The sequence below is a fragment of the Pseudomonas sp. NMI542_15 genome, assembly GCF_021283425.1.
Lineage (GTDB): Bacteria > Pseudomonadota > Gammaproteobacteria > Pseudomonadales > Pseudomonadaceae > Aquipseudomonas > Aquipseudomonas fortuita.
Window position 1 is genome coordinate 66,207 of sequence record NZ_JAJSRO010000006.1, and the last position, 13,998, is coordinate 80,204.

Consider the following 13,998-nt stretch of genomic DNA (forward strand, 5'->3'; position numbering starts at 1 on the left):
CTCACAGATAAGCGGATTTTTGCCTATCAACGATTGCAGGTAAGCGGAAATCCGCTCATTCGCGCCCGACAAAGTCCTCGCGCACCAGCCCATGCCGCTGCATTTTTTCGTTAAGCGTACGCCGGGGTAGCTGCAACGCCTCCATCACCGACTTGATCTCGCCCCCATGCAGTCGCAAGGCTGCGCGCAGGCATTGCGCCTCGAACGCTTCCATCTGCTCGCCCAGCGAAGGCCCGGCAGGTGTCACTTCAATGTTTGGCGAACCCAGCCCCAACGCATGCCGCTCCGCCGCGTTGGCCAGCTCACGCACGTTGCCTGGCCAGTCATGCGATAGCAGCTGCGCCAGCTGTGGACCCGTTAACGGCAAGGCGTTACGACCGAGCTTTTCACCTGCGGCACGGGCAAAGTGCTCGAACAGCAGCGGAATGTCTTCGCGCCGCTCACGCAGCGGCGCCAGGTGCAACTCGGCCACATTCAGGCGATAGGCAAGGTCTTCGCGAAAGCGCCCGGCGCGAGCTTCCTCGAGCAAATCTGGCTTGGTCGCGGCAATGACGCGCAAGTCGACGCTGATGCTCTGGTTGGCACCCAGACGCTCCAGCTTCTGCTCCTGGATCACGCGCAACAGCTTGGCCTGTTGCGCCAGTGGCATGCTTTCGATTTCATCGAGAAACACCGTGCCCCCGTTGGCGTACTCCAGCTTGCCGATGCGCTTCCCCTGGGCGCCGGTGAAGGCGCCGCTCTCATGGCCGAACAGCTCGGCCTCGAACAGCGACTCGGGGATGGCCGCGCAGTTGAGTGCGACGAAGGGTTTGCTGGCGCGCGGCCCAAAATCGTGCAGGCAGCGGGCCACGCGCTCCTTGCCACTGCCGGTTTCGCCACGGATCAGCACATTGACCGGCAGGCTGGCCAGCTCCAGTACTTGTCGGCGCAGCTGTTGCAGGCCCTGTGACATGCCCAGCAGCGTGCCTTCCAGGCGGGACTTGAGGTCTGCCTGTTCGTGCAGCCGGCGGTTTTCCAGCACCAGCTGGCGCTTTTCCAGGGCCCGGCGCAGGCTGCCCAGCAGGTGCTGCGGGGTGAAGGGTTTTTCCAGGAAGTCGTAGGCGCCGCTGCGCATGGCCTCCACTGCCATCGGCACGTCGCCGTGGCCGGTCAGCAAGATGACAGGCAAGTCGGGGTCTTCCGCCTGCAGGCGTTCGAGCAACTGCAGGCCATCCATGCCCGGCATGCGCACATCGCTGATGATTACCCCGGGAAAGTGCTGCGGCAGGTGTGCCAGGCACTCTTCTGCGCGTGCGAACAGTTGCACGCCGAAGCCGGACAGGCTCAGCCATTGCTCGACCGCGGTGCGGATACTGGCTTCGTCATCGACGACGATCACTGAATTCAACATACAGGCTCCAGGTCACGGGGCAGGATAAGGCTCAGGCGTGCGCCACCGGGCAGGTTTTCGGCCTGCAACTGGCCACCGGCCTCGTGGACGATGCCGTAGGAAATGGCCAGGCCCAAGCCCAGTCCTTCGCCCACGGGTTTGGTGGTGAAGAACGGGTCGAAGACCTTGGCCAGGTCGGGCTGGGCAATGCCGCCCCCCGAGTCCAGCACACTCAGGCACCACCGCTCGCCCTCGGGCTCGATGCGCACCTCCAGGCGTTTGTAGCGCTTGTCGGCCATGGCGTCGAGGGCATTGCGCAACAGGTTGATCAGCACTTGCTCCAGGCGGATGGCATCGCCGCGTACCCAGGCCGGGCGCGCCAGGTACAGGGCAACCTCTACCTCCTCAGTGCGAATGCGGGTTTCCAGCAGATGCAGTGCCTGGTCGACAACGGTGGCCAGGTCGAGGCGCTCGCGCAGCCCGACCGGGCTGTTGCGGGCAAAGGTTTTCAGGTGGCTGGTGAGCGCGGCCATGCGCGTCAGCATTTGCTCCAGTGGCTCCAATGCCTGGCGCGCTTCGTCATGGCGGCCATGGTCGAGCAGCAGGCGAAGGGTTTCCAGTTGCATGCGCTGGGTGGTCAGTGGCTGATTGATTTCGTGGGCCATGGCGGCCGACATCTGCCCGAGCGCCGCCAGCTTGGCTGATTGCACCAGGCCTTCTTGAGCAGTGCGCAGTTCGCGGGTGCGCTCCTCGACCTGGCGCTTTAGTTCTTGCCGGCTGCGCTGGCGCAGACGGGCCAGGCGCAGGCGCTGGCTGACGAACAGGGCGGCGAACACCAGGCTCAGCCAGACGGCAGCGGCGCCGAGGGCGGCATTGCGGCCGTCGGCGGCGACCTGCGGTTTGCGCAGCAGGTGCAAGGTCCAGTTTTCGCTTTCCAGTGGCAGGCTTTCCCACAGGTACTCGGCGCTGCCCTCGGGGCCTTGCACGCGGCTGAGGGTACTGTTGGCGGCAAAGCGCGTCAGCACCTGATGCTGCAACGGCACCAGCGGTTGCTTGTCGTACTGGCGTGTTTCGGCCAGTTCGGCACGGTCGGCACCACTGAGCGGCTGCAGCTCGCGGTAACGCCAGCCGTCCTGGTTGGCAATGAAGGTGATGCCGCGGGCGTCGCTTACCAGCAGGATGTCGCTGCCCTGGCGCCACTCGCGTTCAAGTTCAGGGAATTCCAGCTTCACCACCATGGCGCCGAGGAAGCGGCCATGCTCGTCGTTCACTGCGCTGGCGAGGAAGTAGCCCGGCACGCCACTGGTCACGCCCACGGCGTAAAAGCGGCCACTGCCCTGGCTGCGGGTCTGCTTGAAGTAGGGCCTGAAGCCGTAGTTGGAACCGACGTAGCTGCTGGGCAGCCGCCAGTTGCTGGCGGCGATGGCCAGGCCGGTGCGGTCAAGCAGTTCGAGCGTGGAGGAATTTGCGGCGCCGTTGATGCGTTCGAGCTTGCGGTTCAGGGCGTTCTGCACCTGTTCGCTGACAGGGTCGCGCAGGGCGGCGATCAGTTCCGGGTCCAGCGCCAGCACGGCGGGCAGGGCGCGGTAGCGGTCTATCAGGGTGTGCAAGGTATTGGCGTACAGGCCCAACTGCTGGCTGGCACGCCGGGCGTCGTCTTCCATGGCCTGGCGCTTGGCCTGGTGCATGGCCCACCCGGCACTGAGGGCGGTGCCCAGCACGATCAACAGGGTGATCAGCCCCAGACGCAGGGCGCGAAAGGAAAAGGGCATCGGGGCGGATCCGGATGATGGTGATATCGGGGTTGGCCTCTTCGCGGGCTTGCCCGCTCCCACAGGTACTGCACAGGTCCATCGGGCTGTGAGTATCCTGCGGGAGCGGGCAAGCCCGCGAAAGGGCCGGTACAGGCGACCTTTCAGTTACAGCAGTTCGAAGCTCTGCTGTTGCACCGCCTGGGAATCCAGCCCGACCTGGACATTGAACTCCCCTGGCTCGGCAACCCGCTGCAGCTGGCCATTGTAGAACTTCAGGTCTTCCTCACTGATGCGGAAGGTCAAGGTGCGTGACTCGCCCGGCTTGAGCATCAGCTTCTGGAAGTTCTTCAGTTCCTTTACCGGGCGGCTCATCGACGCCGACACATCTTGCAGGTACAACTGCACCACGGTCTCGCCGGCTACCTTGCCGGTGTTCGCCACCGTCACCTTGGCCTCCAGTGTATCCCCGCGCTTCAGGTCCTTGTTCGAAAGCTTCAGGCCCGACAGCTCGAAGCTGCTATAGCTCAGACCATAGCCGAACGGGTACAGCGGGCCGTTGGGCTCTTCAAAGTACTGCGAGGTGTAGTTGCCCGGTTTGCCAGGGGTGAAGGGCCGACCGATGCGGGTGTGGTTGTAGTACATCGGGATCTGCCCGACCGAGCGCGGGAAGGTGATGGCCAGCTTGCCGGACGGGTTGTAGTCACCGAACAGCACGTCGGCAATGGCATTACCGCCTTCAGTTCCGGCAAACCAGGTTTCGAGAATGGCGTCGGCCTGCTCTCGCTCCCAGCTGATCGACAGCGGCCTGCCGTTCATCAGCACCAGCACCAGCGGTTTGCCGGTGGCCTTGAGGGCTTTGATCAGCTCGCGCTGGCTGGCCGGAATTTCCAGGGTGGTACGGCTGGAAGACTCGTGGGACATACCGCGGGACTCGCCGACCACTGCCACCACCACATCGGATTGCCTGGCCGCCTTGACCGCTTCATCGATCAGCACCGCAGGCGGGCGCGGGTCGTCGACGATTTCCGGGGCGTCGAAGTTGAGGAAGTTCAGGTAATCGAGGATCGCCTTGTCGCCAGTGACGTTGGAGCCTTTGGCGAAGACCAGCTTGGCCTTGCCTTCCACGGCGCGGCGCAGGCCTTCGCGTACGGTCACCGAATGCACCGGTTTACCGTCGGCGGCCCAGCTGCCCATCATGTCGATCGGGGCATCGGCCAGCGGGCCGACCAGGGCGATGGTGCCGGCCTTTTTCAGCGGCAGGGTCTGGTTGCGGTTTTCCAGCAGCACCAGGCTGCGGCGTGCCACGTCGCGCGCAGCTTCGCGGTGCAGGCGGTCGTTGCCGTAATAGTCTTTCAGGTCGGTTTCGGCTTTGCCGATGCGCACGTAGGGGTCCTTGAAAAGGCCCATGTCGTACTTGGCACCGAGCACTTCGCGTACCGCCTGGTCCAGTTCGCGCTGGGTCACTTCGCCGGACTTCAGCAGGCCTGGCAGCTCTTCGCCGTACAGGGTGTCGTTCATGCTCATGTCGATGCCGGCCTTGATCGCCAGCTTGGCGGCTTCACGGCCGTCACGGGCGACGCCGTGGCGGATCAGCTCCTGGATGGCGCCGTGGTCGCTGATGGTCACGCCTTTGAAGCCCCACTCCTTGCGCAGCAGGTCATTCATCAACCAGGTGTTGGAGGTGGCCGGCACACCGTTGATCGAGTTCAGCGCCACCATCACCCCGCCAGCACCGGCGTCAAGCGCGGCGCGGTACGGCGGCAGGTAGTCGTTGTACATTTTCGGCAGGCTCATATCGACCGTGTTGTAGTCGCGCCCGCCTTCCACTGCACCATACAGGGCGAAGTGCTTGACGATGGCCATGATGCTGTCGGGGTTGGCCGGGCTGCTGCCCTGGAACGAGCGCACCATCACCTGGCCGATCTTCGAGGTCAGGTAGGTGTCCTCGCCGAAGCCTTCGCTGGTACGGCCCCAGCGCGGGTCACGGGCGATATCGACCATGGGGGCAAAGGTCATGTCCAGGGCGTCGGCCGAGGCTTCGATGGCGGCAGTGCGGCCGACCTTGGCGACGGCGTCCATGTCCCAGGTGGCGGCCATGCCCAGGCCGATCGGGAAAATGGTGCGTTCGCCGTGAATGGTGTCGTAGGCGAAGAACATCGGGATCTTCAGTCGGCTGCGCATGGCCGCGTCTTGCATGGGGCGGTTTTCGGGTGCGGTGCGCGAGTTGAAGGTACCGCCGATGCGGCCTGCTGCGATTTCCTCGCGGATCTTTTCGTGGGGCATTTCCGGGCCGATGCTGATCAGGCGCAGCTGGCCGATCTTCTCGGCTTCGGTCATCTGGCTGATCAGGTGCTCGATGAACGCCTGCTTGTCCTGCAGGGGCGGGGCGTAGGGGGCGGCAAGAGCCGCCTGACTGGCAAGGCCCATGGCCAGGCCCAGCAAAGACAGTTTCATCATCAATTCCGTTGTGGGGCCTCTGCCGTATCCAGGGTGATACGCGCGCGGCCGGAGTTTTCAGGCGGCTATTGTTGTACGATTTGCAGGCTTAGGTTCCAGCAGCGGATTATGCCTGAATATGTCCCCTGCGGATGAAGCCCCGAGTGCCGGGACAACAACTATAAGAACGCTCAAGAGACCGACGGCATGACCCCCTTCGACGAGTACCATCAACGGCAGATTGCCGAAGCCATTGCGCGTGCCGAACGGCGCACCGATGCCGAACTGGTGACGGTGCTGGCCCGCCGTGCCGACGATTACGCCTATTGGCCGTTGTTCTGGGCCGCCGTGCTGGCGCTGGTTGTACCGGGCCTGTTGCATTGGCTGCTGGGCTGGCCCGGCGTGCGTGGCTTGCTGGTGGCCAACGTGCTGCTGTTCGTCGGCTTGTGCCTGCTGCTACGCAACCCGCGCCTGGCCGGCTGGCTGATCCCCCGTGGCCTGCGTCGCTGGCATGCTTCTCGGCTGGCCCGCCAGCAGTTTCGCGAGCAGAACCTGCAGCGCACCGCAGGCGCCACGGGCGTGCTGATTTTCGTCAGCGAGGCGGAGCGGCATGTGGAGATCCTGGTCGATCGGGGTATCGAACACTGCCTGGATGCTGAAGCCCGCGCGGCCATGGGTGCCCGCCTTGCCGAACAGGTGCGCCAGGGCCAGACGTTGCAGGGCTTTGTCGAGTGCATCGAGGCGTGTGGCGAGCTGCTTGGCCAGCACGTGCCGGCAACCCATGCCCGTAACGAGTTGCCCAACCGGCTGGTCATTCTCGATTGATTCGGATCCGCCTGGCTTGACGCGTTCCCTGTGGGAGCGGGTTCACCCGCGAATGCTGCCTGGAGGCTACCGACGCATTCGCGGGTAAACCCGCTCCCACAGGGTGTAGAATGCGCTTCCCGCTATTCGAGGCACCGTTTCTCCATGTCCGCCAGTACTTCCGCCCACTCCGCGCCGGATGCGCGCGCTCAGTTTCTCGACCTGCTGAACGCCGCCCTGCACGGCGATACCTTGGTCAAACTGGTGCTGGCGCGCCATGTCGGTGCCGACCAGACATTGCAACGGATCATCGCCAAGCCGCTGCAGGTCAAGGGCCAGCCGTGCCTTTCGCTGGTCTACCGCCACCAGACGCGTGACATCACCCGCAACCTGCCGCTGGACCAGGCCCAGGCGCTGGTCGCCGAGCTGCTGCCAGACAGCTTCCGCAACGCCCACCTGTTCGATGCTGACGGCGAAGTGCAGCTGACCTTCAGCAAGAAGGGCAAGCCGATGCTGCAGCGTCACGGCGCACAGGCACCGCGTGATGTCACTGCCAGCAGCGGCCATGACCGCGAGAAGAAGCGTTACCTGGCGTTGTCGCGCCCGTTTTTGCGTGACCTGGGCGTAACCGATGCACAAGGCGCGCTGATTCCGTCGATGTCGCGCAAATGGAAGCAGATCAACAAGTTCATCGAGGTCTTCGACCACGCCCTGGCCAGCGCTCCGGTGCCTGCCGGGCAGGCACTGCGGGTGGCCGACTTTGGCTCGGGCAAGGGTTACCTGACCTTCGCCATGCACGATTACCTGCGCAACAGCCTGGGCCGCGACGCACAGGTAACTGGCGTGGAACTGCGCCAGGACATGGTCGACCTGTGCAACAGCGCTGCCGCACGCCTCGACCACCCGGGCCTGGAGTTTCAGTGCGGTGATGTGCGCAGCGTGGTGCCTGAGGCCATCGAAGTGATGATCGCCCTGCATGCCTGTGACATCGCCACCGACTACGCCATCCATACCGGTATCCGCTGCAACGCCGCGATCATCATGTGCTCGCCGTGCTGCCACAAACAGATCCGCCCGCAACTGCATAGCCCGGGGTTGCTGCAACCCATGCTGCAGTACGGCCTGCACCTGGGCCAGCAGGCCGAAATGCTGACCGACAGCCTGCGCGCGCTGTACCTGGAAGCCTGCGGTTACGAGACCAAGGTGTTCGAGTTTATCTCGCTGGAGCACACCAACAAGAACAAGATGATTCTTGCGGTGAAGCGGCCCAAGGCGGCAGATAACGGGGCGTTGCTGGAGAAGATTGGCCAGCTCAAGGCGTTCTATGGGGTGCAGGAGCATTGCCTGGAGACGTTACTGCGGGCGGATGGGTTGCTCTGACGGCTGCACGTCGGACCTGATTGAGGCGCACATTGGGTATGAATCTCCAATCGATGTAGGGAAATTCCTAATCGCACTTTGCGGCGATTTCTTTCATCAGCCTTTCTGTAGTGTGGCGTGCACGCTTGTCGAGCGTTTTGGTTGTCAATTGACAACTCTCGAGTGGCGGGCTCACACTGGAGAAAGCTGATGGCACGCCCCTGTCACGCCAAGAAAGAGGTCGAGCAGGCCTTGAGGCACGCAGAGTCAAAGGGATGGAAAATCGTAGTGGGCGGTGGGCACTGTTGGGGAAAGATGTATTGCCCCCTCAATGATGCCGATTGCCGGTGCGGGGAATACTGCATTGTCAGCGTATGGAGCACGCCGAAGAGTGCTGGCAATTTTGCGCGACAGCTAAAGCGTGTGGTCGACAACTGTTCGGGCAGCCGGAAGGCAGCTCATGCGCCGAATGCTTGGAAGGAGTAATCGCAATGGAGTACGAGTTCACCCTGAAGTATCAATTGGGCGAAAACGAAGATACCGATGTGCTATTGGAGCGTCTGGCTGAAGGCGGGTGTGATGATGCGTTGGTTGGCGTAGGTCAGCCGGGTCGGTTGGCACTGGCATTCATTCGCGAATCTTCCTCTGCCAAAGAGGCTATCGAGAGCGCGCTTGCTGACGTTGGCAAAATTGTTCCGCGGGCTCGCCTGATCGAAGCGACTCCCGATCTCGTGGGGCTTACCGATGTGGCTGAGATCATCGGCATGTCTCGGCAAAACATGCGGAAATTGATGGTGGCGCATTCGGTCAGCTTTCCTGCACCTGTTCACGATGGCAGTACTTCTCTCTGGCACCTTGCCGACATTTTGCTCTGGTTGCAGGAGCGAGGCAGCTACTCGATTGCTCAGGGCACCTTGGAGCTGGCTCGCATAGCGATGGCTGTCAATGTTTCCAGTTCATACAAGCGTGTTTTCGGCGAGTCTGGCTTGGCCCATTGAGCTTGAGCACCGAGCCCACCTCATCTTCGGTTAAGCGGCATCTCAATAGCTAACGCCGCCAGCCCCATCGGATGCGTACTGGCATCAAAGAAATGCACCTGCGTCCCCGCCAGATTTCCGAATCGATCAATATAGTGTTGCTTCTGGTTGATCACTGAAGCCTCGCTCAATGGCCTTATGGCAATCGACAGATGCTGTGGCCGCGCCTGGCGGATGGCTTCGAGCAGGTGCTGGTCACTGCTGTCCAGATGCTGCCCGAACAGGCATAGCCCCTGGCTTTCCCGGGCCATCTGCCCCAGGCACCAGCTCAGGTAGTCCGAGTTGCGGATGGCGCGCAGTTTTTCGTCGCTGCGGTCTTCGTTGACGAACAGCGGCACCTCTGCGGGGATGTTCACCGCAAAGCCATCGAGCAGCTCGGCGTTGTCGGCGCTGCGTTGGCGTGTGGTGCCGTCAGGCAGCTTGAGCAAGTGCAGGCCGCCATGCAGGTGCAGCACCCGGGTGCCTTCGCTGCGGGTGCGGCGCACATCGAAAAAGCCTTGCTCGTCGAACAGGTTGGCGAAGCCCTGCGGAGCATGTTGTACGGCCCAGGGCAGCAGCAAGTCGTAGTTGCTGGTGTAGATACTGCGGTAGCCGCGCAGGGCCTGGTTGAGGGCTGCCAGGGTGGTGGCTGGCATCAGTGACCACGGCAGGTGCACCGTGCGCACGGCGTGGATCAACCCTTCCTTGATCGAGTAGTAGCGGTTCAGCGGCGCGGTGGAGTTGATGGCCAGCGCGGCGTTGGCGCGCACGGTGGTGTTGAGGGCGCTGAGCACGGGCTCGAACAGTTCTGTGCCCAAGGATTTGAACAGCGCCTGGTCGCTGACCGCCAGGCCTTTCTTGCGGCCGGCGCGTTGCGCTTCCTCGAACAGCGAGAAGTAGCCAAACGGCTTCCACACTGCGCGGCTGGCACCGTTGCCCAGCAGCAGGGCGTCGCAGGGGTGGCGGGCAGCGAGTTCTGGCCAGGGGGTGAGGGTGGCGTCAAGTGCGGGCATGCTGGGGTCCGTTGGGTGGAGCGGAGAACGGGGGCGACTTTAGCATGTCATGCACGGTGTGCGAGGGTTGGTGTCCACGCCAGGGTCTTGTGTTGGCTGCACTGGCCCTGTCGCCGGCAAGCCAGCGCCTACAGGTACGGCACAGCCCATGAGCCTTGCGTCGTACCTGTGGGAGCTGGCTTGCCGGCGATAGGGCCAGTGGTCATAAAACACCTCTTTAGTCCTGCTCGGCAGCCGGCACACCGCGGTTCCGGTTGCGCCACACCCGGTACGCGCGAATCCCGGCCCGTACCGATCCGAACAGCAGCTTGTCTTCCATTTCCCGCGCCATCCCCGAGCGCACCAGCATGCGCAGGAACGTACCCCGGGCGCGTGCGATGGCAAAGAAGATGCCTTGCGCGGCCAGGGTGTCGCGTACTTCACGCAGGGCAGCGATGCCGCTGACGTCGATGTTGGTGACTGCTTCGGCATCGAACAGCACGGCCTTGGGCTGGTCCTGGCTCTGTACCGCCTCGAGCAGGCGCATCTTGAAGTAGTCGGCGTTGAAGAACAGGATCGCGTCGTCGAAGCGGTACACCACCAGCCCTGGCACGGTGCGCGCGTCCTTGAATTTGCGGATGTCGACCTGGCCTTCGGTCCCAGGCAGCCAGCCCAGTACGGCATCGGTGGGCTGGTAGATGCTGTACAGCAGGCGCAGGATCGCCAGGGTGACGGCAAACACGATACCGGGCAGCACGCCCAGACCCAGTACGCCGACCGTGGTCAGCAGACACAGCCAGAACTCGAAGCGGCTAAGACGCCGGATGCTGCCCAGTGACTTGATGTCGATCAGCCCCCAACCGGCCATGAGCAGCACGGCGCCCAGTGCACCCTGCGGGATCCACGCCATGGGCGCGGTGAAGAACAGCAGGATCAGGGCGATCACCAATGCCGCGATGATGCCCACCAGCTGGCTTTTGCCACCGACCATGTCGTTGACTGCCGTACGCGAGTCGGCGCCGCTGATGGCAAAGCCCTGGGAGATGCCGGCCGCCAGGTTGCTGACGCCCAGGGCGACGAACTCGTGGTTGGCGTTGATCGCATAGCCATGCCGGGCGGCAAAGCTGCGCGCTGTCAGCATCGCGCTGCAGAAGCTGACGGTGGCAATACCCAGGGCGTCGCGCAACAGGCTTTTCATTTCCTCCAGGTTGCTGTGCGGCCAGGCCAGCTGCGGGATGCCGGCAGGTACCGGGCCCAGGACGGCAACGCCGAAGCGGTCAAGGCCGAACAGCCCGGCCAGCAGCATGAACAGCGCCACTACCGTGAGGGCTGCAGGCAGGCGCGGGTAGCGCCGCGGCAGCCAGATCAGCAAGCCCAGGGCGGACAGGCCGATGAGCAACGTGACCCAGTGAATTTCCCCCAGGCGCTGGAAGAAATTGATCAGGCTGAGGATGAAACCGTCGCCTTCGATCTTGAACCCTACTACTTTGGACAGCTGCCCCGCGATCAGGCTCAGGCCGATGCCGTTGAGGTAGCCGATCAGGATTGGCCGCGAGAAGAAGCTGGCGATGAAGCCGGCACGGGCAAGGCCGGCAGCAATCAGCATCACGCCGACCAGCACGGTGACGATTACCGACAGTTCAACGATGCGCTGCGGGTCGCCCATGGCCAGCGGAGCCACAGCACCGGCGATCATCGCGCAGGTGGCGGCATCGGGGCCGACCATTAGTTGCCGCGAGCTGCCGACCAGGGCATAGACCATCATGGGCAGAACGCAGGCATACAGGCCGTATTGTGGCGGCAGGCCGACGATTTGCGCATAGGCGATGGCGATGGGGATCTGGATCGCTGCGACCGAGAGCCCGGCCTGCAGGTCGGCATGCAGCCACTCGCGGCGGTAGTGCAGCAGGTTGGCAAGGCCCGGTAGCCAGCGGGAAAGAAACATGCGTCATCCTTTCGAAATGTTTCACGAATCCATTGAGCATATGCGCCACAAGCCGTTTCGCGTGCACGCGTATACATCCGCAGGGCATTGAAGCGGATCAGCAGGCAATTGGCCATAGGCCAGGTCAACGTGGAGGCAGAAACGAAAAAAGGAGCCAAGGCTCCTTTGGACTGCGATGACGTTGCTGGAACGTCATGCTGGAATGCAATGTGGAGCGGGTAGAGGGAATCGAACCCTCAACTAAAGCTTGGGAAGCTTTCGTTTTGCCACTAAACTATACCCGCGTCTGCGCAGCACTTTTTACCAGAACCCTCCAGGAATTAGAAGCCCAAGTTATAAAAAAAGCTTGTCGGCACCCCATGGCTTGCGGGATCAGCTACAGAGTGCCGAGGCGCTCAGATGGCCAACGCATGCTGCCCCTGCTGAACCTGCCGGTAGTGTTGACGAGGCTCACGCACAGTCGGCTTGAGGAAGCCCAGCAGGGCGCTACGGGTATTTTCGCAGGCGGTCTTGTTTTCCATGTCGAGGAAATGCCCCGCGTCGCGGATCACGCTGAACTGGCTTCTGCCCACATGCTTGCCGAACTGCCGGGCATCTTCGGCCGTGGTGTATTCGTCGCGGTCGCCGTTGACGAACAGTACCGGGATGTCGATATTCCGCGCACCCTCCAGCGCTCGTCCCAGGTCGTGTTGCAGTACCTGGTTGATGTGAAAGTGCATCTGCGCGTACTCGTGGCTGTCCAGGCTGCTGACGTGCCGGTAGTTGAAGCGCTTGAACAGTGACGGCAAGTGCTTGCCGATGGTGTCGTTTACCAGGTTGCCGACCTGATACCGGTCGCAGGCGGCCAGGTACTGGCAGCCACGGTCCAGATAGTCGCGCATCGGCTCGTTGATCACCGGCGAGAACGAACTCACCACTGCCTTCTTCACGTTCCGCGGCTGGTGCGCCAGCGCCAGCAGCGTGCTTGCGCCACCCCACGAGAACGACATTACATGGTCTGCCTGAAAGTGCTCTATCAGCTCCAGGAGGATATGCGACTCGGTCTCCTTGCTGATCAGGCGCTCCTGACGGTTATGCGGCTTGGACTTGCCGGCATATGGCTGGTCGAACAGTACTACATTGAACTGCGGGTGCAGGTTACGTACCGTCTGGGCGAACGAGGCGGTGGTGGCCAGCGAGCCATTGATCAGGATGATCGTATTCTCGGCCGCATCCGCGCGATAGAACTCCGTGTAAACCCGATACTGACCTTGGATATCAAGTACAGCGATTTCTGGCCTCATGTCATCGACTCCTGGCGCAAAAAGGGTATTCGCGTCACCTAGGGTGCACGTTCTTTATGACAGGTAGGCATTTGCCTGAAGAGAAACCGGGGGGCCCTGTGTCGATCCTTGGCACGTGCGTCGACGGTATTGTTTTTGGCGGGCAATTTGCCGTGCCCCAAGGCATCAAGGCTTTGGGTAGCCGGCAAAAAGTGTCTTCGACTGCAAGCGTGACTTGGTAGTCACATGCAGACTGACGATTTGGATTCAAGCAGTGGGTCGCGGATCGCGCAAGTGCCGTTCGGGGGGAAATGTGACTTTTGTCGCTCAGTGGTCGTATGACGACCCTGCACTGTCTGTGCCGGCCTATACAGTGGCTATCTCTGCCGCCGTCAGCTCCCGGAAGTCCCCCGGCGCCAATCCCGGGTCCAGGCGGATCGCTCCCATGCTCTCCCGGTGCAACATCACCACCTTGTTGTCGAAGAACCCGAACATGCGTTTGACCTGGTGATAGCGCCCTTCGACGATCGCCAGCCGAGCCCGGCGCGGGCCGAGGATATCCAGCTGGGCGGGCTGGGTAGTCAGGTTCTCGAAGGCAAAGTAGAAGCCCTCACGGAACCTGGCCACATAGTGCTCGCCAATTTCGTTTTCGGTTTCCACCAGATAATGCTTTGGCAGCTTGGTGGCAGGCTGGGTCAGGCGCCGAGACCATTGGCCATCGTTGGTCAGGAGCATCAACCCGGTGGTGTTGAAATCCAGGCGCCCGGCAATGTGCAGGTCATCACGCAGTGCTGTGGGCAGCAGGTCGAGCACGGTGGGGTGTTGCGGGTCCTGGGTGGCGCTGACGCAACCCTGTGGCTTGTGCAGCATCAGGTAACGCGCGGGGCGGCCCGCCTGGAGCAATTGCTCGTCCAGCTCGACACGGTTGAATTCACGCACCTCGGTCAGCGGGTCGCTGACTACTCGGCCATCCAGGCGCACACGGCGTTGCGCCAGCATCAGGCGAACTTGCTGGCGGTTGTGGCAGGGGAGGTTGGCGAGGAAACGGTCGAGGCGCATTG

General features: G+C 62.6%; 11 protein-coding genes and 1 tRNA gene. 4 read left to right on the forward strand and 8 right to left on the reverse strand.

All coding sequences use genetic code 11. The annotated features are described in order from the left end of the window. Positions 1–55: 55 nt before the first annotated feature. The 3 genes from LU684_RS11665 to bglX form a co-directional block, all read right to left on the reverse strand. On the reverse strand, positions 56–1,390 hold the full coding sequence (locus tag LU684_RS11665; RefSeq protein ID WP_023047318.1) for a sigma-54-dependent transcriptional regulator: 1,335 nt from the start codon (positions 1,388–1,390) through the stop codon (positions 56–58). Then, the gene (locus LU684_RS11670) at positions 1,384–3,141 is read right to left on the reverse strand and encodes a sensor histidine kinase (RefSeq protein ID WP_016488856.1); all 1,758 of its coding nucleotides are present in this window, start codon (positions 3,139–3,141) and stop codon (positions 1,384–1,386) included. The genes LU684_RS11665 and LU684_RS11670 overlap by 7 nt, the downstream gene beginning before the upstream one ends. A gap of 147 nt (positions 3,142–3,288) precedes the next feature. Further along, on the reverse strand, positions 3,289–5,580 hold the full coding sequence (bglX, locus tag LU684_RS11675; RefSeq protein ID WP_023047317.1) for a beta-glucosidase BglX: 2,292 nt from the start codon (positions 5,578–5,580) through the stop codon (positions 3,289–3,291). Positions 5,581–5,766: 186 nt separating this feature from the next. Here bglX and LU684_RS11680 point away from each other — a divergent pair, with 186 nt between their 5' ends. The 4 genes from LU684_RS11680 to LU684_RS30735 all read left to right on the forward strand — a co-directional run bounded on the left by LU684_RS11680 (position 5,767) and on the right by LU684_RS30735 (position 8,773). Next, positions 5,767–6,384, forward strand: a complete 618-nt coding sequence (locus tag LU684_RS11680; protein WP_016488854.1) for a TPM domain-containing protein — start codon at positions 5,767–5,769, stop codon at positions 6,382–6,384. A 144-nt stretch (positions 6,385–6,528) separates the two neighbouring features. Continuing rightward, positions 6,529–7,743 (forward strand): class I SAM-dependent methyltransferase, encoded by a 1,215-nt coding sequence (locus LU684_RS11685; RefSeq protein ID WP_016488853.1) that lies wholly within the window; start codon positions 6,529–6,531, stop codon positions 7,741–7,743. Positions 7,744–7,932: 189 nt separating this feature from the next. Further along, positions 7,933–8,208: a hypothetical protein gene (locus LU684_RS11690; protein ID WP_083283771.1), complete on the forward strand. Its 276-nt coding sequence runs from the start codon at positions 7,933–7,935 to the stop codon at positions 8,206–8,208. Between the two features lie 301 nt (positions 8,209–8,509). Next, a complete protein-coding gene (locus tag LU684_RS30735) occupies positions 8,510–8,773 on the forward strand; it encodes an SWIM zinc finger family protein (protein WP_146018889.1) in 264 nt (87 codons plus the stop codon). On the opposite strand, the gene LU684_RS11700 is transcribed toward LU684_RS30735, so the two are convergent. From LU684_RS11700 to LU684_RS11720, 5 genes are all read right to left on the reverse strand, one after another. Then, positions 8,741–9,751, reverse strand: coding sequence for a DUF4917 family protein (locus tag LU684_RS11700; protein WP_232894664.1), 1,011 nt, complete (start codon positions 9,749–9,751; stop codon positions 8,741–8,743). The genes LU684_RS30735 and LU684_RS11700 overlap by 33 nt on opposite strands. Before the next feature lie 217 nt (positions 9,752–9,968). Then, positions 9,969–11,675: a SulP family inorganic anion transporter gene (locus LU684_RS11705; protein WP_232894665.1), complete on the reverse strand. Its 1,707-nt coding sequence runs from the start codon at positions 11,673–11,675 to the stop codon at positions 9,969–9,971. 210 nt (positions 11,676–11,885) lie between these two features. Next, positions 11,886–11,959: transfer RNA gene (locus tag LU684_RS11710), tRNA-Gly, on the reverse strand. Positions 11,960–12,070: 111 nt separating this feature from the next. Then, the gene (locus LU684_RS11715) at positions 12,071–12,958 is read right to left on the reverse strand and encodes an alpha/beta fold hydrolase (protein WP_095115995.1); all 888 of its coding nucleotides are present in this window, start codon (positions 12,956–12,958) and stop codon (positions 12,071–12,073) included. A gap of 345 nt (positions 12,959–13,303) precedes the next feature. Beyond that, positions 13,304–13,996, reverse strand: coding sequence for a pseudouridine synthase (locus tag LU684_RS11720; protein ID WP_016488848.1), 693 nt, complete (start codon positions 13,994–13,996; stop codon positions 13,304–13,306). Positions 13,997–13,998: the final 2 nt, after the last annotated feature.